20 protein-coding genes and 1 other RNA gene are annotated in these 20,708 nt (G+C 64.1%); 7 read left to right on the plus strand and 14 right to left on the minus strand.

What is annotated here, in order from left to right; genetic code table 11:
• The first annotated feature begins 11 nt into the window (after positions 1–11).
• The 3 genes from N5J73_RS15295 (at position 12) to N5J73_RS15305 (ending at position 2,595) form a co-directional block, all read left to right on the plus strand.
• Positions 12–749: an SDR family oxidoreductase gene (locus N5J73_RS15295; protein ID WP_049446276.1), complete on the plus strand. Its 738-nt coding sequence runs from the start codon at positions 12–14 to the stop codon at positions 747–749.
• Complete coding sequence (locus N5J73_RS15300) at positions 743–2,164, plus strand: efflux transporter outer membrane subunit (RefSeq protein WP_164078680.1); 1,422 nt, start codon at positions 743–745, stop codon at positions 2,162–2,164. The genes N5J73_RS15295 and N5J73_RS15300 overlap by 7 nt, the downstream gene beginning before the upstream one ends.
• A gap of 167 nt (positions 2,165–2,331) precedes the next feature.
• Positions 2,332–2,595: a hypothetical protein gene (locus N5J73_RS15305; protein ID WP_049446280.1), complete on the plus strand. Its 264-nt coding sequence runs from the start codon at positions 2,332–2,334 to the stop codon at positions 2,593–2,595.
• Positions 2,596–2,614: 19 nt separating this feature from the next.
• Here the strand turns inward: N5J73_RS15305 and N5J73_RS15310 are convergent, their stop codons facing one another.
• The 6 genes from N5J73_RS15310 to N5J73_RS15335 all read right to left on the minus strand — a co-directional run bounded on the left by N5J73_RS15310 (position 2,615) and on the right by N5J73_RS15335 (position 7,901).
• Positions 2,615–3,469, minus strand: a complete 855-nt coding sequence (locus N5J73_RS15310; RefSeq protein WP_049446281.1) for an endonuclease/exonuclease/phosphatase family protein — start codon at positions 3,467–3,469, stop codon at positions 2,615–2,617.
• Between the two features lie 138 nt (positions 3,470–3,607).
• On the minus strand, positions 3,608–3,850 hold the full coding sequence (locus N5J73_RS15315) for a hypothetical protein (protein WP_049446284.1): 243 nt from the start codon (positions 3,848–3,850) through the stop codon (positions 3,608–3,610).
• A gap of 41 nt (positions 3,851–3,891) precedes the next feature.
• Positions 3,892–4,128: a hypothetical protein gene (locus tag N5J73_RS15320; protein ID WP_080354834.1), complete on the minus strand. Its 237-nt coding sequence runs from the start codon at positions 4,126–4,128 to the stop codon at positions 3,892–3,894.
• An 87-nt stretch (positions 4,129–4,215) separates the two neighbouring features.
• On the minus strand, positions 4,216–4,920 hold the full coding sequence (locus N5J73_RS15325) for a PA1136 family autoinducer-binding transcriptional regulator (RefSeq protein WP_049446285.1): 705 nt from the start codon (positions 4,918–4,920) through the stop codon (positions 4,216–4,218).
• Between the two features lie 5 nt (positions 4,921–4,925).
• Positions 4,926–5,798, minus strand: a complete 873-nt coding sequence (hchA, locus tag N5J73_RS15330) for a glyoxalase III HchA (protein WP_049446287.1) — start codon at positions 5,796–5,798, stop codon at positions 4,926–4,928.
• A gap of 84 nt (positions 5,799–5,882) precedes the next feature.
• Entirely contained in the window at positions 5,883–7,901 is a 2,019-nt protein-coding gene (locus tag N5J73_RS15335) for an alpha/beta fold hydrolase (protein WP_049446289.1), read from the minus strand.
• Between the two features lie 153 nt (positions 7,902–8,054).
• Between N5J73_RS15335 and N5J73_RS15340 the strand changes: the two genes are divergently transcribed.
• Complete coding sequence (locus tag N5J73_RS15340) at positions 8,055–8,516, plus strand: isoprenylcysteine carboxylmethyltransferase family protein (protein WP_049446291.1); 462 nt, start codon at positions 8,055–8,057, stop codon at positions 8,514–8,516.
• A 14-nt stretch (positions 8,517–8,530) separates the two neighbouring features.
• Here N5J73_RS15340 and N5J73_RS15345 read toward each other — a convergent pair whose 3' ends face one another.
• Positions 8,531–9,013, minus strand: coding sequence for a hypothetical protein (locus N5J73_RS15345; RefSeq protein ID WP_049446293.1), 483 nt, complete (start codon positions 9,011–9,013; stop codon positions 8,531–8,533).
• Between the two features lie 81 nt (positions 9,014–9,094).
• Complete coding sequence (locus N5J73_RS15350) at positions 9,095–10,441, minus strand: hypothetical protein (protein WP_049446294.1); 1,347 nt, start codon at positions 10,439–10,441, stop codon at positions 9,095–9,097.
• A gap of 370 nt (positions 10,442–10,811) precedes the next feature.
• Here N5J73_RS15350 and N5J73_RS15355 point away from each other — a divergent pair, with 370 nt between their 5' ends.
• Positions 10,812–11,396: a hypothetical protein gene (locus N5J73_RS15355; protein WP_130561207.1), complete on the plus strand. Its 585-nt coding sequence runs from the start codon at positions 10,812–10,814 to the stop codon at positions 11,394–11,396.
• Here N5J73_RS15355 and N5J73_RS15360 read toward each other — a convergent pair.
• On the minus strand, positions 11,393–13,126 hold the full coding sequence (locus N5J73_RS15360) for a type 4 pilus major pilin (RefSeq protein ID WP_130561208.1): 1,734 nt from the start codon (positions 13,124–13,126) through the stop codon (positions 11,393–11,395). The genes N5J73_RS15355 and N5J73_RS15360 overlap by 4 nt on opposite strands.
• On the minus strand, positions 13,123–13,473 hold the full coding sequence (locus N5J73_RS15365) for a conjugal transfer protein TraD (protein WP_130561209.1): 351 nt from the start codon (positions 13,471–13,473) through the stop codon (positions 13,123–13,125). Before N5J73_RS15365 ends, N5J73_RS15360 begins: the two co-directional genes overlap by 4 nt.
• Positions 13,474–13,855: 382 nt before the next feature.
• Between N5J73_RS15365 and N5J73_RS15370 the strand changes: the two genes are divergently transcribed.
• On the plus strand, positions 13,856–15,844 hold the full coding sequence (locus tag N5J73_RS15370) for a MobA/MobL family protein (protein WP_164078681.1): 1,989 nt from the start codon (positions 13,856–13,858) through the stop codon (positions 15,842–15,844).
• A gap of 59 nt (positions 15,845–15,903) precedes the next feature.
• Here N5J73_RS15370 and N5J73_RS15375 read toward each other — a convergent pair whose 3' ends face one another.
• The 4 genes from N5J73_RS15375 to ssrA form a co-directional block, all read right to left on the minus strand.
• Positions 15,904–16,791 (minus strand): serine protease, encoded by an 888-nt coding sequence (locus N5J73_RS15375; RefSeq protein WP_164078682.1) that lies wholly within the window; start codon positions 16,789–16,791, stop codon positions 15,904–15,906.
• 820 nt (positions 16,792–17,611) lie between these two features.
• Positions 17,612–17,842 (minus strand): hypothetical protein, encoded by a 231-nt coding sequence (locus N5J73_RS15380; protein ID WP_088375436.1) that lies wholly within the window; start codon positions 17,840–17,842, stop codon positions 17,612–17,614.
• A 2-nt stretch (positions 17,843–17,844) separates the two neighbouring features.
• Entirely contained in the window at positions 17,845–19,230 is a 1,386-nt protein-coding gene (locus tag N5J73_RS15385) for a site-specific integrase (RefSeq protein ID WP_204315341.1), read from the minus strand.
• A gap of 302 nt (positions 19,231–19,532) precedes the next feature.
• Positions 19,533–19,925: a transfer-messenger RNA gene (ssrA, locus tag N5J73_RS15390) on the minus strand.
• Between the two features lie 220 nt (positions 19,926–20,145).
• Between ssrA and N5J73_RS15395 the strand changes: the two genes are divergently transcribed.
• Positions 20,146–20,708: hypothetical protein (locus N5J73_RS15395; protein ID WP_279941182.1), on the plus strand; the 563-nt coding region annotated here is incomplete at its 3' end.

Here is a 20,708-nt window from a genome sequence, read left to right on the forward strand (position 1 = left end):
GGCATGCATCCATGAATACCCATCAGAACAAGATCGCGCTGGTCACCGGCGCCACCCGCGGCATCGGCGCCGAGACCGTGCGCCAGCTGGCCCAGGCCGGCGTGCACACGCTGCTGGCCGGCCGCAAACGCGAGACCGCCGTCGAGCAGGCGCTGAAGCTGCAGGCCGAGGGCCTGCCGGTGGAAGCCATCCAGCTGGACGTGACCGACGCGGCCAGCATCGCCGAAGCGGTCGAGCAGGTGCGCCAGCGTCACGGCCGCCTCGACATCCTGGTCAACAACGCCGGCATCATGATCGAGAACCCGGCGCAGGCGCCGTCGGAACAGTCGCTGGATACCTGGAAGCGCACCTTCGACACCAACGTGTACGCGCTGGTGGCGGTCACCCAGGCTTTCCTGCCGCTGGTCAAGCAGGCCAAGTCCGGCCGCATCGTCAATGTGTCCAGCATGCTCGGCTCACAGACCCTGCACGCGGATCCCGCATCGGGCATCTACGACTTCAAGATTCCCGCCTACAACGCGTCCAAGGCCGCGGTGAACAGCTGGACCCTGAGCCTGGCCTATGAGCTGCGCAACACCCCGATCAAGGTCAATACCGTGCATCCGGGTTACGTGAAGACCGACATGAACGGCGGCAACGGCGAAATCGAAATCGCCGAAGGCGCGCGCTCCAGCGTGCAGATGGCGCTGATCGGCGAATCCGGTGCCAGCGGCAGCTTCACCTACCTGGGCGAGGTGCTGCCATGGTGATCCGCACGTTGGCGATGGCCGTCTCCAGCCTGGTGCTGGCGGGCTGTGTCAGCGTCGGCCCGAACTACAAGGCCCCGGTGCAGGAACCGGTGGTCCTCCAGAGCGCGCAGCAGCCGGTCTTCAGCACTACTTCGCCGGTGGCCAGCTGGTGGGCGCAGTTCGATGATCCGGTGCTGGAAGAACTGGTTCACGGCGCACTGTCGGACAATCTGGACCTGCGCGTGGCCGTGGCCCGCGTCAGCCAGGCCCGCGCGGTGTTCGTCGAAAGCCGCTTCGACCAGGCGCCGCACATCACCGCAGGCGGCAGCTACGACCGCCGCAAGCAACCCGATCCGCAGCTGGGTGGGCAGCGGGTGTTCAGTGAAAGCTACCGGCTCGGCTTCGATGCCGGCTGGGAGCTGGATCTGTTCGGCCGCAAGCGCCGTGCTGCAGAAGCCGCGCGCGCCGACCTCGACGCCGAGCAGGCCAACCTGGCCGACGCGCAGGTACTGATCGCTGCCGAAGTGGCGCGCAACTACTTCGAGCTGCGCGGCACGCAGAAGCGCATCGCCGTGGCCCAGCACACCCTGGTCAATCTGCGCGAGACGCAGAAGCTGACCGAGGCGCGCTGGGAGCTGGGCGCCGGCAGTGAGCTGGACGTGCAGAGCAGTCGTGCGCGGCTGAAGGCGATCGAGGCCGATATCCCGCTGCTGGAAGTGGCCGAAACGCAGTCGCGCAATCGTCTGGCGGTTCTGCTGGGCCAGCGGCCGGAGACGCTGACCGCCATGCTTGCGCCGCACGAAGTGCCGGCATTCGCCAAGGCACTGCCGCTGGGCGATACCCGCGAGCTGCTGCGCCAACGCGCCGACGTGCGCGTGGCGGAGCGTCGCCTGGCGGCCGCGACCGCCCGCGTGGGCGTGGCTACGGCGGATCTGTTCCCGCGGTTGTCGCTGTCCGGCTTCGTCGGCTTCCTCGGCGGCGATGCCAGTGGCCTGGTCAATGGCAACAACAAGGCCTGGTCGCTGACCCCGTCGCTGAGCTGGGCGGCATTTGACTTCGGTACCGTGCGTGCACGCCTGCGCGCCAGCAAGGCGGAAGCCGAAGGCGTGGCAGCACAGTATGAGCAGGCCGTGCTGCTGGCCCTGGAAGACACCGAGAACGCGCTGACCCGCTATTCCAAGCAGCAGGCGCGATTGGCGATCGTGGTCGAGCAGGCGCAGGCGGCACGTCGTGCCGAATCGCTGGCACAGATCCGCTATCGCGAGGGCTCGGAGGATTTCCTCACGCTGCTGGATGCACAGCGCACGCAACTGGCTGCGGATGACGCGTTGGCCGCAGCCGAATCCGAAGTCAACGTCAGCGTGGTCGGTGTGTACAAGGCGCTGGGCGGCTGGGGACAGTCGCCTCAGCCACCAAGTGTGGCGCAGGTGCAGTAACCCGAAGGGGACGGAAGCGATGGCTTCCGTCCCTTTCTCCTTTCATGGCCAAAGATGGGCGGGTGCGGCACGAGCCGTGCACGTGGTCACAGTCATGACGTTTCTGACTCTGCCGGAAGCCGTATCCGCCGTGTAACTAGTGGGGCAGGCTATTGGGAGGACAGACGATGACCGATGACAAACGGGATACCCAGCGCATGTTGTTCGGTGATCCGGGGCCACCCGATGCAGGGCTGTCGGTAGCCGTTGTGGTGCTGCTGGTACTGGCGACGATGGCTGCGGCGATCGGCTTCGTGCGCCTGCCGGATCCGTTGCTGGGGCTGGGCCTGATCGGCATCGCCGTGTTCCTTGCCGTCGGTGCCCGCATCTGCCAGGCACGCAATCAGCACCAGGCACTGTACCGGTTGTTGTCACGGCAGCCGCCACCGTAGCGGCGGCTGCCGCGCAGGATCACGGCGTGGGCCAGTCGAGCTCGACCACCAGGGGGAAATGATCCGACGGCAGCACACCGTCGATGCGGCGGTCATCGGTGACGAAGCTTCGGGCATGGAAGCCGCGCACCAGCACCCAGTCCAGCTGCACGGTGGCCTTGCCGGTGAAGTCATGGAAGGTGAGGCGCGGGCCCTGTGGCGCCTTTACCTGGGTGCGCGTGTCCTGCAGCACGCGGGTGAACGCCTTGTAGGTGTCTCCTCCGGGTTCGCTGTTGAAGTCGCCGGTCAACACTACCGGCAGGTCAACCGGCAGCGTCGCCAGGCGCTTTCCGACCAGTCCGGCACCCTTCACCCGGCGCGGCTCGTCCTCGTCACGGTAGGGCAGGTGGGTATTCATGAAGTAGAAACGACGGCCGTCGTCCAGGCGCCGGAACAGGGCCCACGTGACCATGCGCGGGTACAGGTTGCCCCAGGTGATGCTGCCGGGCACGTCCGGCGTATCCGAAAGCCAGAAGTTGCCGGATTCCTCTACGGCCAGCACCTTGCTGTCGTAGAACACGCCCATGTGCTCATCGCCGCTGCCACCGCGGCGGCCCTCGCCGAACCAGCGGTAGCCGGGCAAGTGTCCGGACAGGTAGTCAGCCTGTTCCTTCACCAGTTCCTGCGTGCCGATCACCGCCGGGTGCGCATCCAGGATGACCTTGACCATCGCGTCGCGGCGATCGGGCCAGCGCTTGCCCGGTTCGGTATCAGCCGGGGTGCGGACGTTGAACGACATTACTTTCAGTGGCGCCGGTGTAGCGGCCCAGGCGAAGGCAGGCAGGGCAAGCGCCAACAGCGCACACAGCGCAGGGCGACGGAAACGCGACAACATCGTGGAATCCCTCCATTCCATGAAAACGGTTTCACGAAGCATGCCATGGAAGGCGAGGACAGGGGTATGCCGGGATGGGCGGCTGGGAGATGCCGGACGGGCGGTGAAGGCGCCGCCCGGCGGATCGCGCGGGCGCGATCAGGGGTCGTACATCATCCCGTTCTCGTCGCGGTTGTAGTGGTCGCTGGCCACGCGGGTGCCGTCGTCATAGACCACGTACAGCGTGCAGCGCTGATGGATGCCAAAGCCGGCACGGAAGGGCACGCACTCTTCCTGCAGGCCGATCTCTTCGGCGGCATTTGCCGGTGCTGAAGGCAGCAGCGCGGCAAGTGTCACCGCTGCAGCGAAGGAAAAAGCGGTGATTCGATTGTGCAGCGTCATTGATCACACTCCTTGTAGTCGTAGTCGGTGTCCAATGCAGCTCAGTCTGCCGGGAGGTACCACTGACCGTTCTCGTCTATCCAGTACACCGACGTGAAAACGGTGCCATCTGCCAGAGTACGGGTTACGGCGCAGCGCTGATGCACGAGGTTGGGCCCAAGTCTTACGGGCACGCAATCGGTCGTCGATCCGGGGGATCCGGCCGCGTGGCTGGTTGCCGGTACCACGCTACCCAATGCAAACATCAATGCAGCCATCGAGGCCAGTTGCAGTTTCATCAGCATCATCCTTGCTTTCTGCAATCGCGCACATGCGCATGGCGTGTGTAACACGCGACCCAGACCACCGGAAGTGCCTCGCCGTGATCAGTCTTCGATCTCGCCGCGACGGCTGGCCGCACGCACTGCCTGCGCGGTGGTCGCCACACCCAGCCGTTGGCGCGCGTGGCGCAGGTGGTTCTCCACCGTGCGCGTGGAAAGCCCAAGCGTGGCCGCGATCTCAGCTTGCCGGCGCCCGGCGGCGACCCAGCGCAGCACTTCGCGCTCGCGGTTGCTGAGTGCGCTTCCCGAACGCTCGGCAGGCGATTCGGCAAGCCGGCGTGCGGCACGGAATGCTGCAGTTGCAGCAGCATCCAGCAGCAGTCGCGCGCTGGCCGAGGCATTGATCGCTGTCCCGGCAAAACTGATCGCACCTTCCAGACCGGTGGTGCCGAACACCGGCACCTGTAGACCGTGCAGGCCTTCACCACGTGGCTGCTTCACCACCTGATAGCGTTCGCCGCGAACCCCCTGGCGCTTGCTCCAGAAGAATGGCGCGTCGCTGTCCAGCACGTGGCGATTGACCGGACAGGCGTGCAGGTAGCGCGCGAGGTCGGTACTGCTGCCGTCGCCGAACCAGTCGCCCTCGATCCAGTACACGCGCTGGGTACCGCGCTCCAACCCCGTGCCGGTGGCGAACACCAGCACGCGGTCGTAGCCGAGCGGTGCAGAGATGCTGCGCAGTACCGCGCCGACCGCACTCAGTGAGCGGGCGCGTTCCAGCTCCAGCAACGCCTGCACCAATTCGCTCATCCGGGTCAGCGCCCGGCGAGGGCGTCGAGCAGCGTGCGTGCGGCCAGCTTGCCCAGCGCATTGCCGGCCAGTGGGCTGTCCCCGGTCAGCAGCAGGCGATCCTGCAGCACGCTGCCGTCGATGCCATTGTTGACGATCTGCACGCCCTGCTGCGCCAGGCGCTCGCCGAAGAACCACGGCAGCTGCCCGGGCATGTAGCCGATCTCCGGCGTCTGCCGGTCCATCGCATCGGGGAAGGCACAGATGCGGTAGCCGCGGAACAGTGAACCACCATCGGCCTCGTCGACGCCTGCGGCCAGCAATGCAGCGGGGCCGTGGCAAAGGGTGATGATGTGGCGTTGCTCGGCCATCGCCCAGTTCAGGGCCGCCTTCACCGCGCGGCTCTGCGGCAGTCCGATAAGTGCGCCATGGCCACCGGGAATGAACACGGCTGCATAATCCGATGCGGCATCGAGGCCTGCCACCACTTCATCCAACGGCAGTGGCTGGCGGAAGCGGGCTTCGTAGCGGTCGTACAGGCCGCCGATCTCCGTGTCCTCGCGCGGGAACGCCCACCACTCGAACTTGGCGGCGTTGCCAGACAGCGTGGCCACATCGATATCGAAGCCGGCCTTGTCCAGGTGATACATCGGCAGCAGGGTTTCCACCGGATGGTTGCCGGTGGAGAACAGGTGGCCGTTGGCGGTGGGCAGGTAACGCTCGTCGGCGGCGATCATCAGCACCTTCCAGCGGCCATCACGACGCGCGTCGGGATAGTCGGCACCAGACAGGTTGCTCTTGGCCGACGTGAACTGTGACAGCGAGTAAGGAGAGGGGAAGAAGGCGTCGCGCTCGGCTGGATCGGGACTGGGCTGGCGGCTGGGCTCTTGCGCGTTCATGCGGACCTCCTGCGGGGAATGTCGGGCCAGCATAGGAGGGCGGGTGCGCAGGCGCGATGAGGGATTTCCCTCAGCTGCCCACGGCTATTGGGTCTGGCCCCCGTGTTGCTGCATGTCCTGATGCAGGATCCGGCGCAGCTCGACGATGGCCGGCGTGGCTTCCTGCACGCTGTGCCCGGATACGATCACCTTCTCCGACTCCGCCCGCGGCAGGTGCGAACTCCAGTAGGGCACCAGCCCGTCGTCACTCTTCTCCAGCGGGCCGTCGGCCTTGGCGCGCGCGATGATCGAGTGGTAGCGGACCTTCGGCGACATCGGCAGGTCGGCCACGGCGCGGACGAAAGGATCGTCCTTGTCCAGGTTCTGGATGCTGTTCATCTGATAGCCGTGCTTGCCGTCACTGCGATCGATCTGGCCGTCGTTGGCGATGGTGGCGACGTCTTCCAATACAGTCAGGGGCAACCGCACCAGGCGTCCGATCCATCGGCCCAGGCGGGTGCCTGCCACGTCGGTACCGCGGTGGGGGGTGGCAATGAACACCACGCGCGATACTTCCGGTTCCGGCAGGAAGGTCAGTACCGGTGCGCCTTTGGTGCGCAGCAGTTCGCGCTGTGCCGGCGTCATCTGCGCAGTCGCCAGCAGGGTGTCCACCAGGTGATCGCCGGAAGAGGAGATCATCAGTCGTGCGATCACGCCGCCCATGCTGTGCCCCACCAGCACCATGTCATGCGAGGCCTGCGCCTTGCCGCTGGGGTCGAAGTGCTTGAACACCTCGGCCAGCGTATGACGCATCGCATCGTGGCTCATCGCGATGGGCATGTTGGTCGGGTAGTAGAACTGCCAGATCTGGAAATCCCGGCGGATCTCGTCGTCACGCATCAGCTCGTTGGCGACGTTGACCCAGGCTTCCGGGCTGCTGGCCAGGCCATGGATCATCAGCAGTACGCGGCGGTTCGGGTCGTAGGGCTGCATCATGTACAGATGCGGCGTTTCGATGCCGCCCTTGCCGCCGAACAGCGATCGCAGCGACTGGTGACTGAAGTTGGAGCGGGCCAGCCACAGCGCATAGCCAGCGGTGAAGTTCGCGGCCAGCGGCACTTCCTGTCCGTGCAGGGTCACTTCCGTGACCTGGTAGGGATCGTGGATTTCCAGTTCCGGCTCGTCGTCGTGCAGCACTTCCCACAGGTTCTTTCCGGAGAAGCGCAGCAGCACGGTCATCGACGGCGAAGGCATTTCGCTCCAGCTCTGCGGGACCGGCGTGGTCTTCGTGGCGGGTGTTGTGGCCGGCGTCGTGGTGGCCGGGGTGGCGGTTGGATCGTCCATCACGGCCACCAGTTCGGCACCGAAGCCATCGCGGCGATGCACGCTGCGCAGGGTGCCGGTGAACGACAGCGAGGCCGCCGGTACCAGCTCGGTGGGCGTACGCTTGTCCAGCGGCGATGCCTCACCTGAAGGCGCCAGCACGAAGGTCCAGCGGCCGAGCTGGAAATGGCTGGCTTCAGCATGCACGCGCCCGGTGGCATAGGCGTTGTACAGCTGCACCGAGGCTTCCTGCACGGCCAGGTTGTAGTAGTCGCGCACCTGGGTCTGGCGGTCTTCGAAACCCCGCTGGTTGGCCGTTCGCTCGGTGAAGAACAGATAGGCGTAAGCCTGCCGCGCGACCTGCATCCACGCGTCCAGGCGCGGCTGGAAGTCGGCGTCCAGTTCGGTGATCGCGCTCTTGGCGCGGCCTGACGTGGAGTACTCGCGCTTGGGCGCCGGCAGGGTCATCGCATACTGCAGCCACAACTCGGCCAGGCTCGAACGCTTGTCCTCTTCGCGCACCACGATGCTGGCTTCCATCGCCTCGATGCAGGGCAGGCCCGGCTTGGCACAGACGCCTTCATCGAGCCCGGCCACGCGCAGCGTTTCCGTCGTCGCCGAGCTGAGCTTCCCGGTGGTGAGGATGTCACCGCGCTTGAGCGCGATGTACTGGCCGGGCGTGACCGAGGCGACCTGTACCGACGGCCCGAACTGGCGCAACGTGGCACAACCACCCAGGGTGAGCAGCACGGTGATGATGAGGGTCGTGCGGCCGATGAAGCCCAAGCCCGTGGTAGCCATACGATCCTCCTGCGCGGTGGCGCCACTCTAGCGGTCGGCATGTCAAAGCGGAAGATACCGGGCGGTCGGTTTGTGCCATGAAACCCCTGCCATGCAAGCGATTCAGGTATTCACGTGTGACACTGGGGTGAATGGGCGAATGCAGGGACTGCGATGCGCTGGCTTGAGACCCGCGTTCCACCGCCGCTGATGATGCTGCTGTGTGGCGCCATCGGCTACCTGGCGAGCCGCCTGGCAGCGGGACCGGTGGTTCCGCTGCCGATGCCGGCACTGCTGGCCGGTGGGGTGGTGGCCATCGGCTTAACGTTGAACCTGCTGCCGAAGCTGGCTTTCCGTCGCGTGCGTACCACGGTGAACCCGCTGCGCCCCGCAATGGCGAGCGCGCTGGTCACGCATGGTGTGTACCGTTACACGCGCAATCCCATGTATCTGGGCCAGGCCACGGTGCTGGCAGGCGTCATGCTGTACCTGCAGAGCCCGGTCGCATTGCTGGCTGTCCCGCTGTTCGTGCTGTACATCACGCGGCTGCAGATCATGCCGGAAGAGCGGGCGCTGTCGGCCCGCTTTCCCGAGGCATACGCCGCCTTCCGTCAGCGAGTACGACGCTGGCTGTAGCGCGGATCAGGCCACTACGGCGTGATCTGGCACTTCACCGCAGCGGAATAGCCCTCATAGTCGTCACCTGCGATGACGTGCAGGGTGTGGCGCTTGTCGATGGCCTTCACGTATGAAGGCTCCTCCGTGTTGGCGTGTTCGTTGACCGTGGTCACTGACCACGCCTTGGCCAGACGCTTGGAGTCGACGCCATTCAAGTAGACGAAGAGGCTCTTCTCGCCCTCGGCCACGTTCACATCGGCACTGGTGACGATACCGCCGAACAGCGTGACCGGCTTGTCCTCCGGCTCGAAGGTGCCACCCGGTTTCCTGGCCAGGCCCGCGGCCTGCAGTGCATCGATGGCCTCGGCCTCGTTGAAGTTGGAGCCGGCCTTGCAGGCCAGCAGAGCTTCCAGCGTGGCGGTGCCAGGTGGAGCAATGGCCGGTGGGGCGGAGTGCGTGGCCTGCGCTGCGGCGAATGCGGCGAGGAACATGGTGAAGGCAAGGGGGGCTTTCATGGCAGGTCCTTCAATGTGTCGAGGAATAGCCGGTGGCGGGGCGAACAGACCCCGGCCACCGGCCACATCCGGCGTGATGGGTCAGTCGAACCAGACCAGCGGCATGTCGGCATTGAGCGACATGTGGCGGAAATCTCCCAGTACCTGGGCCACGGCCTGCACGGTGTGGCAGCCCGGTGCCAGCGCGGACGATCCCGCGCTCAGGTAGCTGGCGGAGATGGTACGGGTGCTGACCGAGTCCGGCCTGGAACCCAGCTGCTGGGTGCCGAGGCTGCCCACCTGCTGGCCATCGATCTTCAGGAACAGGAACACGCTGCCACCACCGTCGTTCGGGTCACCCTGCACGCGGGACTTCGTGGAGAACAGCACCACCCCGTTGTGCCCCTGCGGGATGCAGACCTGGCCCTCACCAATGACCACCTGTGAGCCCGCCGACGGGCAGCCGGGCGCGAAGCCATTGGTCCCGACGCAGACATAGGCGAAGCGGCGGTAGGGGCCTGCGGCAGCGTAGTTGAATCCTGGATTCAAGCCCTTGCCGACCACGCCAAATCCGTTGGACAGCGTCACCAGTCGCGAGTTGGCGCCGAATTTGTACTTTACGTTGTTGGTGTTGGCGTCCTGCGGTTGGTAGTACGGCGATTCGGACGCGACGAAGCTGACGGTGCTGTAAGCCGGCGGATTGACGAACAGGCCCTGCGAATAGAAGGGAGCCTGAGTTTCGGCGCCACTAAAGATGTCATTGATCGACCAGGTCATCGATTCGATGCCGGGTTCCTGCTCGTTCAGGAAAATCCCCAGCATGCCATCGCCGTAGTTGCCCCACGCGAACGCGCGGCCAGAGGCCATTGCCACGATGGGGCCACCGGGATTGCCTGCCTGCGCTGTCATCAGCAGCTTGCGGTCCTTCGCCTGCAATGCCATTCCTTCAGGGCTGCCGACGGTATTGAAGTCCAGCTGCGCGGTGTCGCTCGGAAGGCTGCTGTTGGTGACCGAGCCTGCGGAGGTGATGAGCACGGAGAGGTTGCTGGCGGAGCCGAAATTGACGGCCGAACCGATGGCCTGTCCGGCCAGGTTGACCGTATGGCGCCCGGCAGGAAGGTATTTGGCACCGATGACATTGAAGGAGTGCTGTTGGGCCGACGTCGACTGTCGCCAGTCGATGTAGCTGTCGTTGGAGACCACCTCACCGTTGATGGTGATGTAGGCGTTGGCCGCAGAGCTGCCGCCGGGGAAGTACCGTCCATCCGACTGCACGTACACCCAGCCGGGGGCGCTCAGATCGATGGTGCTCGAAAGCAGGGTTGCCGTGCCGGGCTGTACCCGCTGGTCAGCGGCCAGCTGCAGATAACGCGAGCCTGGCGTGGCAGCGGAAGCCTGCCCCAGTGCCAACGCCACGGCCAAGCCCATAAACAGCGTGATGCGTTTCATCTGATGTCCTTTCAGGTTTCGGGTCACGTCGTGTGACGCAGGGACTTTACTGGATCCGCATCTCAGCTTCTGTGACTGGCTCCCGATGCGGGTGGCATTGGGGGATGTCGGGACATCAGACGGGGGCGCCATCTTCGGAAAACAAAAAAGCCGGAACTCCATTGACGGGAGATCCGGCTTCTTGCGGCCTCGACAGGCCATACAGATGGTGGAGGTGGGCGGATCGTCCCGGCACCCTTTCCTAAGCAGTTGAACTGCAAGGAGATGTTGCCGGAGCCGCTCCCTCAAAACGATACCTCAAACGATACCCAATCGTAGCATGCAGGCACGGTAAGGGGCTCGTAGGCGGCCGTTCTCGAAAGAGGACGGCATGCTGTGGAAACTCTTGGCGGTGGTGGCATTGGTGGTCGGCGGCCCGGCATGGGCACACGACGATGGGTCGGCAGGCACCACTGAATCGGAAGCTGTCCCTGGCGTGGGCCGAGTGGACTACCAGCGCCTTTTTGAAGCGGTGAGCGAGCCTGGCGAAAGCCTGGATGCGTTTGCGCAGCGGATTGGCCCGCGCCTTCGCGCTTACAGCGATGAGACGGGGTTTGAGGCGTGCGGCGTTCTGGCCAGCGACGGCGACCGGTTCGGCGTGGTGATTGGAACAAATCACTCTCACGTTGCCTGCGTGAACTTCGCCAGCAAAATCCCCGCAGGCTTCCAGCCGACGGTGGAGACGATTCACAGCCACGGCGGCGAAAAGACGTTTGCGGCCAGTTCCACGGACGTGCTGCTGCTGGGCAAGGACGCCTTCGGTTCACGCTCGCGCACGTCGCTCCGCGTAACAGGGCAAAACCTTCGCATGTTCAGCAAGACGGATTACCAAGGGGGAGCCGGTTACTTGGCTACCCCCGATGGCGTCATTCACCAGGCCGGGGCGAAGCACGTCCGAGTGCTGGGCGGGGATTAGTCCCCGCCTTTCCCGATGCCCCTCACGCGCCATTGGGCCGTGACAGTCTTTGTGAACTGCTGGCCCGTGGCCCTATGGGTCACGGTGACCGTTGCGGTCCTGTCGTGGGGTGAGTTGACCGAGACATTGACCGGCGCAGCGGTGCAAGCGGAAGCCGTCCCAACACAATCCCCAGACCATTGGATGGCGTAGGTGCCAGGGTCAATGGTGCTGCGCAGCCCGAACACGGCAGACACTGGCGACGTGCGCAGGTAAAAGCGTCCTGCTTGAACACAACCGCCGTTCCAGGTCTCCGGCGCCTCGTCGGTTTGAGCCCCTACGAAACCACAGCTCGCGTCGAGGTCCAGCGTGGGGGCTGGCGTGGCGCAGGTGTTGGACGTGGTGACCCAGCCGCTGGTGGCGGTGTAAGTGCCGCTCCAGCTTTCAGTGGTGCTCGACGTGGGGGACCCGGTGAGAGCCGGGCACGTCCAGGACGTGGTGCGAGTGCCATTCTCGACGCGGTTGCGCTGTTGCCAGTGCTCGCCCGTCTGACCAGCGGGGCAACCCACGTTCTGGCTTTCGGCCGGCGCAACGCGGGAGATGGCCACCGACGTGGGCGAGGGGGCCACACACGCCGGGGCGCAGGTGCTGTTAACCGTGGTCCAAGGTCCATAGATCCCCGTGGCCCAAGCTTCATACGGACCACCTACCTCTCCGCAGTAGCCCAAACGTTGCTGCGTCACAGTCCCAATCTGTCCTGCGGGGCAGTTCACGTTTTGCGTCTGCGTCGGCGGCACGGTGCAGACCGTCAATCCCGGAGGCGTGCCGGGGGGCAAAACCGTTGGCGTCGGCTGAGGAGCCGTCGGTGTCGCTGGCGCTGGTGGGGCCGGAGGAACGGCCGGCGGCTGTGTTGCCGGCGGCCCAGCCGGCACCACGCCAGGCGTCCCCGGCGTGGCATCGTCCACTTCGGGGGCCCCATCGACCGGGCCCACCGGAGTGCTGGGGTTGGCCGGGTCCACCGACGGCGGGGCCGCAGGCAATCCGATGGACGACACCGCGACCGAGGACCCGGACGCTAATCCCGAGAAATACACAAACCCCAGACGGTCCCCGCCGTCGCGCTCACAAGCGACCGCCGCCGTAGCGGGGTCGTATTTTTTGTTCACATAGACGCTCTCGCCATTGACCTGCGCATCGGCCACGGCCGGGTCGCCGGCCATGGCCGCGACCAGTCGGGCGCATGCTGCCTTGGGCACGTCGCGCGTTTCGACTAAAAACGAGTCGTTGCCGCGCTTCACCGTGTTCGGCCAGAACGACACAGAGCCGCCCCAGGCATTGCGGAGGCCATCGCTCTGCCTCAGCCGCTGCGCGGCCAGGCCATCGGTTTGCACGAGCGACGTGGACAAGCCCGAGTAGCCGCCCACGATGCCTAATGAACGGTCAATCGCGGTGGCCGTTTCGCTGAAATCCAACTGCGTCTGCTTTACCTCAGCTGCCACGCTCGTCGGACCAAACAGCAGCCATCCGGCGGCCGCCATCGCTGAAGACACGCCCAGCACCAACAGCACCTCAACCAGCGTATAGCCGCCCGGTTGCGGGCCGCGTGGCGCACTTGGCGGGGGCGTCGGGCATTCCGCCTTACGTTTGCGGCGGGCGTCCAGCAGGTCGCTCAGCGAGCCAAGGAAGTGGGCGCGCAAGCCTTCCATCTGTTTTTCAAGCAGCGGGTCCGTGGGTTTCTTGTGCTCGCTCATGACCGGCCCGCCTTACGCGCGGCTTCGCGTGCTTCCAGATGGCGAATGCCTCGCTCCTTTACTTGTTCCCGGAAATCGGGGTGCGAGGCAAAGCGGTCAGTGATGGCCAATAAGGCGCCCACAATCTCCGCCTCATTCCACCCATCGGCGTTGGCGGCAATGACAAGCCCGCCCAAACCAATCTTGCGGTGCGCATCCTGGCGGCGTGCCTCTTCGCGTTCTTTGAGTTCGGCACGTCGCTGCTTGCGCTGCACCTCGCGTTCCGCCAACAACAACTTTGCTTGCTCGCGCGCCAGCGCCTCAACCATCCGGTCCAGTTTTAGTTTTTGCTTCTCAACATTTGCCACGACACGCCCACAACAGCCTTAGATAATCTATGCAACCAGAAAATAGGCCGAAGGCAAGGGGGCAACGCCCATTTTCTGGCGCGAGCGAGCAGCGAGCGCCGTTTTTGTTTTTTGGCATCGTTTGGCTAAAAAGTTGACAGTTCCGTTGTGCATGTAACTCTGATTTAGGGGGCCAGCGAGCGCAGCGAGCAGCCCCGGTTCTATGGCAGTTCGATGGGGTGCGAAGCGCCCCGAAAGAACAGCAATAGCGCACTTATGGTTTTGCTTCGCAAAACCGTGCGGTCAGGGCTTCGCCCCGACACCCGAACGCCACGCTCCGCGTGACGCCTCCCCCCAGTCCTCGCCCCCCAGGGGGCTGCGGTGTATTGGAGATTGTTGGGTCGTGGCGATTTATAGCGTTCAAGTCAAAAGCCTTTCACGGGGCAAGGGCGACTCCGCGACAGCGGCGGCGGCCTACCGTGCTGGGCTGGACTTGGACGACCCCAGCGGCACGCGCCACAACTACAGCCGCAAAACCGGTGTGTTGTCCGTGGACATGCTTGCGCCTACCGACGCACCAGCGTGGGCGCTGGACCCGCACCAAGTCTGGGCGAAGGTAGAGGAGCACGAGACTCGGAAAAACGCCCGGGTCGCGCGCGAGGTGTTGATTGCCTTGCCGCACGAACTGACCCCCGAGCAGCGGCGCGACCTGGCGCGCGATGTCGGCCAACTGCTAGTGGACCGCTACAACGTGGCAGCCCAAGTGGCGTTGCACGCGCCTGACAAAGGGGGCGATGGCCGCAACTACCACGCCCACATTCTCCTGACTCCTCGCGTCGTTGGCGCCGATGGGTTCGGTGACAGCGCGGCGCGGGTGCTGGACGAATACGTTGCGGGCGCAAACGAACTAAAAGCCATCCGCGCTGCCATCGGTGAGCGCATGAACAAGGCGCTTGCCGCGGCGGGCGTGGACGCGCGCGTGGACCACCGCAGTTTGCACAAGCAAAAGATGGCGGCTGTGGAAAAGGGCGATTTCAAGGCAGCGGTTGCGCTGGACCGCCCTGCGACCCGTCACGAGGGCAAAGAAGTTACCCAGGCGCGCCGGCGCGGGAAGCGCTTGCAGAAGGCCGAGCGAAACGACCGCGTCCGCCAAGCGGCTGATAGCCGCGTCACGGCCCACGCTGAGCGCTTCGAGGCATTGAAAGCCCAGGCCGCTGCCGAGGGCCGCTTGGCCCATGTGGACGAGCAAGCCCTGCACGCGCAAGCGCTTTTGGAACGTCCCAAAGAATCGGCGGCGCGCTTGCGCGCTGCTGCCCAGCCATCCCCCACCGAGGCCCCACGCCATGACCCCATCAGCCCCAGCCGCCAGCCCGGCCGCAAGCGTCGCCCCCGCGCCCCAGCTCTCACCCGAGATAGCGTCGATGCTCTTGGAATCCGAAACCCAGGAGCTGACCTCGAGCGCGTGCCTGCGCTGCGCCCAGTCAACCGTCTTAACGCTGGCTTGGCCACGGGGGGACGACGAGCGCCAGAAGCCGGCGGATATTGTCGTGTATTGCGCAGCGATGAACAGAGACATTACCGCGCCGGTCCTGCGGTGCTCCAGCTTCCAGTCCACGCCGTAACTGCAAAACCAAAACCAGGGGCCGCCGTCCAGGCGCGTGCACAGCGTCCCGCTGCGCACAAAGCCGGGTCATCCATGCCCCGGCCGGCCCCCGTTGGGGGCGGTCAGCAGGGCAAGGGGGCAGCGGCGATTGAGCGCGCGTCACGCAAACACTCACAAAACAGACAGGCGGAAATCATGGCCGGAGACCAGGCGGCGAAGAATCTAGAAGAAATGATTGAACAGATGTTCAAGGTGGCACGCCGGGCCCTTCAATCCGGCAACAGCAACGCCACGCCTGAGCAACGTTCTGCCTCTCGCGCACTCCTCAAGTGCCACACAGACCTGCTCGAATGCCGGGCTGCACATGTGCAGGCGAGCGAAGAACGGCAACAGGCCCGGTTGGCCCGGCGCAGGGCCGTGGCTGACGCCAACACGTTCCCGGTGCCCGCAGATTTCCTGTCTACGGCGCTGCGCAAGGTGGGACGGCCTACCGCGAAAGACCGGGCCGCGCAGGTGGTGCAAGAACAGAAGCAGCAGGCCCGGCTGCAAGAGCAGCAGGCCCGCGCATTGCGCGAACAGACCAGGGAGGCCAAAGACAAAGCCGGGGTGGCGTTCGAGCTGGCAACGGCGGATTTTTTGACGCAGTTCCCGCACCAGTTCCCGACCGCTAAACCCACTGCCAAGCTCGCGCCCACGCGCGACATGCTCCCATTGCCGCCGAACTCGGAGCAGGCCCCCCGGTTGCCCGAGCCCGTCAGTTCGCTCCGTCGTCCGTCGCGGACGCCTTGAGCAGGGCGTCGCGCTGCTCTGGAGTCAGCTAGGCAAGCACCTGCAAGGCTTCCGCCATCCTAAAGTTGAATCGCTTTAGGGAAGCCTTTCCCAGCTAACGATGCCTCCTTACCTATGGATACAATGTCACTAATGGCGCTTGCGTGAACAACATTGCCTAGATTCATCATAGATTGGACTACCGGCACAATGGTCGTTGAGGTCGGGATGTTTCTTTGGATGAGCTTGCCTTCGCTAGTGTAAAGCGGTCCTGAAGCCAAGATGCCTAGCAGCTGCGCCCTAGTTCCCGGCGTGTATGCGTTATCCTTTGTTCTATACATCAAATCTTCAAACAGAAAAACGGGAGATCCGCTCGAGCCAGGGAAGCAAGCGGCATCAATAACGAACTCAGGCTTCCCATTCCACTTCAAGAACGGATGGGAAGCGGTGCTTCCTCGCCTCGCTAACGGGCGATTATTTTTCTCATCCCATAGTCCGTTCGGATAACCAACCATCATCACCGGCTCAATCGGTCTAACGTTTTTTATCTCGTCATCCGGGACTAGAAATCTGGCATTTAGAAATGTATTCCTAAGCTGGTATCCGGCCGAATGAATGTCTTCCATGATGTCGCCAATGAAAAAGGCGCAAAGGTCAACGTTGGGGTCGGGGTGCAGCAGCATCCGCTCCTGACATCCGGGGATTAAAAAAACTTGGTGGATGTCTCCAGGTGCGACGACCATCTCGCTGATGTCCGTGCTGGGCTGACGAACAGTCAGCGTCATTTTTATCTCATTGCAGTTCGCGACAACATGCTTATTCGTAACCACCATCGGAAACGTTGCCACTCCCTCAGGGACATTGAACTCAGCCCCATAGAAGAATCCCGTTCCTACAGACGCTGATACGCCCGCGTTACCGCAAAGAAGGCGAACCGTTGAGAGTGAAATAAGAGTTGCTGGATTCATTCACTACCTCTAGAGATGAAAAATACGCCCCCGGCTTGACAAAAGCCGAGGGCGTCTTAGTTTGGATTCACGGCCCCCGAGTTTGACCGACTCGGAGGCGAGCAAGGTAGGTAGCTCTACGACATGCCCAGGCAAGGCCCCTTGAGGCCACTCTAACAAGCCTGGACGGACCCGCAAGCCCCCCCTCCTTTTCTCTCCTCCGTGTCTGCCCAGCCCGAAGGCCGTTGGTAGCCGTATCACGACGACCCATTGAGTTGGGGTGCGCACGGCTTCCGGGAGCTCATTGCGGGCTCGGGCTGACCGCCACCGGGTGCGCAGGCAGTAAAGCGAGGGGGGTGAAACTCGCGCCAGCCAGGTAACGCAGATGTCGATGGTAACTGGGGAGTGCTCAATCTGGCCCCAGCAGCGTCTCCCATTCGCGGTCCCGTTACCAATGGTTTGTTGCTAGGAGAAGACCCAGGAAAAACGCGCCTGGGCACGGGAAAAGTAAAGCAACACCGGAGAGACGCCAAGAGAACCTTGGTGACAGGACCCGGACCCGGCGCGGTTGCTCGCGTGAACCTGTCGTAGTGGTGCAGAGCAGAGAATCACCACGCCCTGAGTGCTGGGGGTCGCCGTCACGGGACTAACGCACGGGCCAAGTCACCCCACCGCGTTTTAGTCAGCGGGTAAGGGGAGACTTTGCCCTTCGGCTGGAGGGGCCCCGGAGGGGACCCGAGAGCCGAAGGGCAAAAGCAGGGGGCTTTAGCAAAGCTTTAGGCTCTGAGAAGGCAAACGCATGAGTGCTTTTCTGTTACTGCAAAGCATATCGGGCGCGCGCTCATTCAAAATCGAAGTGTCCTTTGGTGGGGTCATGCTTCGGAACCTTCACTTTCAGCTCAAAACGATAGGTGTCACGGGTCAATACATCGATTGCGGTTGCTTCGACCACTTCGAACGCCCGGATTTCGACAGTGGGCGAGAAGGCGGTGAACTGAGAGAGGGCCTGCGCAATAGCTTCCTCGATATCCTTCAACGAAGCAGCTTTCAGTGATTTGGGTGATGTTTCCATGGCTATCCTTTCTGGCTGGTTGAGTGGCGTTTGCTCGCGGCCGTTGCGCGCCGCCGCTCGATGTGTCGAACCTGCTTGAACGCCACGTCAAACTGGCCCGGCGCGTAGGCGGGCAGTGTTACCGGCGGGCCATACGCATTCAGCGCGTCAAAGCGTTTCGGGATGGTGCCCGGATTGACGTAGTGCCTAAGGCCGCTGGGCAAGGTCAGGTCGTGCCCCGTGATTTCCTGCACCACCTGGATGGCAATGCCCCGCTCGTTGACCAGGTTGCTCACGATGTTGTGGCGGAAGCAATGGAAGGATTTCAGGCGGCCGGTCAGGCCGCGCTTGATAGCGTAGGCGCGGAACTGGTCGCCCATGGTGTCGCCGTAGCCGCCGGCCTCTGTGTGCTGGAGGTGCGGGAACAGGCGCTCAAATCCAGCGCGCTTCACGTCCTCGACGAACTCCAGGAACCCCGCCTGCAGCACGGTGTCGGACAGGGGGACGAAACGCGAGGAATGCGCGTTCTTCAGCCGCTGGTCCGGTCGCTGGGCGCGAATGTGGATGCCCCAGTGGCCCCCAACCTCGGCCACGTCATCGACGTAGAGCTGGGCCAACTCATTGATGCGCGCGCCCGTGGCCACGCCCAGGATGCTGCCGAACCAGCGGTGCGGGTATTTGCTGGCCCACTCGGGAAAGGCTTCGGAATCGAACAGCGCGGCCAGCTCTGCGGGCGTGAAGGGTTCGCGGGTTGGGGCATCGGTTTTGGACTTGGAGCGGTTCATGATGGCCTTGTGCGGGGCTTTCGGGATGAGCGCTTCATCGGCTTGCGCATTGAAGAACGCGGCCAAGTGGTCGCGGCGCTTTTCCTGGGTGCGTTCCAGCAGGGTGGGGTGGCCGCCGCCCTTGGCCTTCTGCACCACTTCCAGGGGCGTCAGGCCACGAAACACGGCTTTCTTGCTGGCATTGGCCGGGTAGACCGCCAGGGCGTCCAGGAAGGCCCGCACGTCCGTGGCCGTGACCTCTTCAATCGGCTTGTCGCCGCCCAGGGCGACGAACAGGCGCAGCGTGTATTCGGTGTCCATCACGTTGCGCACGGCCCGCTGGGCTCGCCGCATGTCGCTGAGGTAGACGTCAATGCGCTCGGACAGCCGCGGCCCGGCAGGCGGCTTAGGCGGTGCGGGGGGCTGTGATGGTTCCCACCCGTGCATGCCCGCCATGAGCGGGTCTTTTGCTGCCAGGGCGTTCAAGTCCTGAACGGTCTGCCGGAACAGGCGGCGGTCCTCGGCCGTGTTGATTTCCACGCCGCCGAGCGTCAGCCCGTTGGGCAGGCGCACCTGTTGGATGGTCAGGTCCTGATGCCCGTTCTCGCGCACCCGGCGCAAGATGTCCTTGATGTCGTCGTTCACCATCGTCCCTGTGCGTAGCGCCTTGAAGGACTCTGATAGTGCCATCGCCATGCGTGCCGCGACCAGTCGGGCGGCGTCGCCTCGACCGGGCAGGGCGCGGACGAGGAAGCGGCACCCCAGCAGCGAGCGCAGGTCAGCGGGCACAAGAAAGCGGGCATAGAGCCCGCTGGCGCGCTTCAACAAGAAGGGTTTGGGCAAAACGATACCTCAAACGATACCTTGAAGGGGTATCGTTTGAGGCTCGTAAATCACCAATAAACCTTGCAAAATCAAGCTACTTACGCTAGATTTGCAGGTGAGAATGGTGGAGGTGGGCGGAATTGAACCGCCGTCCGAAGGCACTCCATCCCCAGCACTACATGCTTAGCTCACCGTTGAATCTCATCCCCGAGCAGCACGGTGTGCAAAGCGCACCCGGGAACCAGCCTGTTGTGTTCTAGTGCCGGACTGACAGGCAGCCGCCCAGCGCGATTCCATGATAATGACTCTACGCTGCGAGCATGGACACAAGCAGTTTCGAGGCTCCGCCTAAGTCGGCAGAAGGTCACGCACCGCAGCTTTTAGGCTGCGAGAGCGACCGGAGCGTAGTTGTCGTCGTTGGCAACTAGAGTTTTGCAGCTGGATTTACGAGGAAAGCTACCCCCTCGGCATGCGCCAGGCGACTTCACAACCCCCGTCGAAACCAATGCACCCCCGGTTTCTTCAAGTTCTGCAAGGTACAAGGCCTGTTTCGTGTCGCCACGGCCAGTGCCTGCCCAACGCTGGCAATGCTACGCCAAATCAGCTGAACAGTCACCTTGGCAATCCACAACATGTTGTAGAGCCAGTGTCATAGCGGATTGCTAACGTCATTGGCACGGATTTGCGACACACTGGCGACGACCATCCGGGCCAGGACAGACACGGAGACTGTGGGTGACCGATGCAAGCCAACAACGCAGCCTGCGGCAGCTGATCGGGCCGGTCGGTGCCGATTACCAGCGCCGTGCGCTGCCGCCGGGCTGGGTCTGGGCGGTGCTGGCGGTTTTGCTCGCGGCCACATGGCTGACCGAACTGCCGGCAACCGCGGCCGCGGCATTGGTCGCCAGTGCGGTGGTGGTGCATTGGTCACAGCGCGGCCGCATCCATTGGCTGGGGTGGCGCCTGCCGGGCCTGGCGGTGCTCGCGGCCCTGCTGTGGGGGCCGGAAGTCCTGTCGCAGTGGTTCGAGCACGGGCTGGCCGTGGTGCTGATGTCGCTGGCCAGTCTCAGTATTGGCGTGCACGTGTGGCAGTCGCGGCAGATGGCCCGCCAGCTGCAGGGCGCGGCTGATGCGCTGGACGATGCCCAGCTGCTGGCACTGCTGCCAGCGGATGCTGCCGAACTGGCCCGGAAATGGCGGGCAGGTGATGACCGTTGTGCATCGGAACTGGCCGTGGTGATGCACCTGGCGGTGATGCACGCAGCCCTGGCACCGCGCATGCGCGGGCAGGGCGTGCT

Origin of the sequence: Stenotrophomonas sp. GD03654, from assembly GCF_029845105.1 — a bacterium.
Lineage (GTDB): Bacteria > Pseudomonadota > Gammaproteobacteria > Xanthomonadales > Xanthomonadaceae > Stenotrophomonas > Stenotrophomonas africana.

Excerpts from the sequence above, each read along its gene's own strand:
- N5J73_RS15295 (WP_049446276.1), top strand. The coding sequence starts at position 12 with ATGAATACCCATCAGAACAAGATCGCGCTGGTCACCGGCGCCACCCGC.
- N5J73_RS15300 (WP_164078680.1), top strand. The coding sequence starts at position 743 with ATGGTGATCCGCACGTTGGCGATGGCCGTCTCCAGCCTGGTGCTGGCG.
- N5J73_RS15305 (WP_049446280.1), top strand. The coding sequence starts at position 2,332 with ATGACCGATGACAAACGGGATACCCAGCGCATGTTGTTCGGTGATCCG.
- N5J73_RS15310 (WP_049446281.1), bottom strand. The coding sequence starts at position 3,469 with ATGTTGTCGCGTTTCCGTCGCCCTGCGCTGTGTGCGCTGTTGGCGCTT.
- N5J73_RS15315 (WP_049446284.1), bottom strand. The coding sequence starts at position 3,850 with ATGACGCTGCACAATCGAATCACCGCTTTTTCCTTCGCTGCAGCGGTG.
- N5J73_RS15320 (WP_080354834.1), bottom strand. The coding sequence starts at position 4,128 with ATGAAACTGCAACTGGCCTCGATGGCTGCATTGATGTTTGCATTGGGT.
- N5J73_RS15325 (WP_049446285.1), bottom strand. The coding sequence starts at position 4,920 with ATGAGCGAATTGGTGCAGGCGTTGCTGGAGCTGGAACGCGCCCGCTCA.
- hchA (WP_049446287.1), bottom strand. The coding sequence starts at position 5,798 with ATGAACGCGCAAGAGCCCAGCCGCCAGCCCAGTCCCGATCCAGCCGAG.
- N5J73_RS15335 (WP_049446289.1), bottom strand. The coding sequence starts at position 7,901 with ATGGCTACCACGGGCTTGGGCTTCATCGGCCGCACGACCCTCATCATC.
- N5J73_RS15340 (WP_049446291.1), top strand. The coding sequence starts at position 8,055 with ATGCGCTGGCTTGAGACCCGCGTTCCACCGCCGCTGATGATGCTGCTG.
- N5J73_RS15345 (WP_049446293.1), bottom strand. The coding sequence starts at position 9,013 with ATGAAAGCCCCCCTTGCCTTCACCATGTTCCTCGCCGCATTCGCCGCA.
- N5J73_RS15350 (WP_049446294.1), bottom strand. The coding sequence starts at position 10,441 with ATGAAACGCATCACGCTGTTTATGGGCTTGGCCGTGGCGTTGGCACTG.
- N5J73_RS15355 (WP_130561207.1), top strand. The coding sequence starts at position 10,812 with ATGCTGTGGAAACTCTTGGCGGTGGTGGCATTGGTGGTCGGCGGCCCG.
- N5J73_RS15360 (WP_130561208.1), bottom strand. The coding sequence starts at position 13,126 with ATGAGCGAGCACAAGAAACCCACGGACCCGCTGCTTGAAAAACAGATG.
- N5J73_RS15375 (WP_164078682.1), bottom strand. The coding sequence starts at position 16,791 with ATGAATCCAGCAACTCTTATTTCACTCTCAACGGTTCGCCTTCTTTGC.
- N5J73_RS15380 (WP_088375436.1), bottom strand. The coding sequence starts at position 17,842 with ATGGAAACATCACCCAAATCACTGAAAGCTGCTTCGTTGAAGGATATC.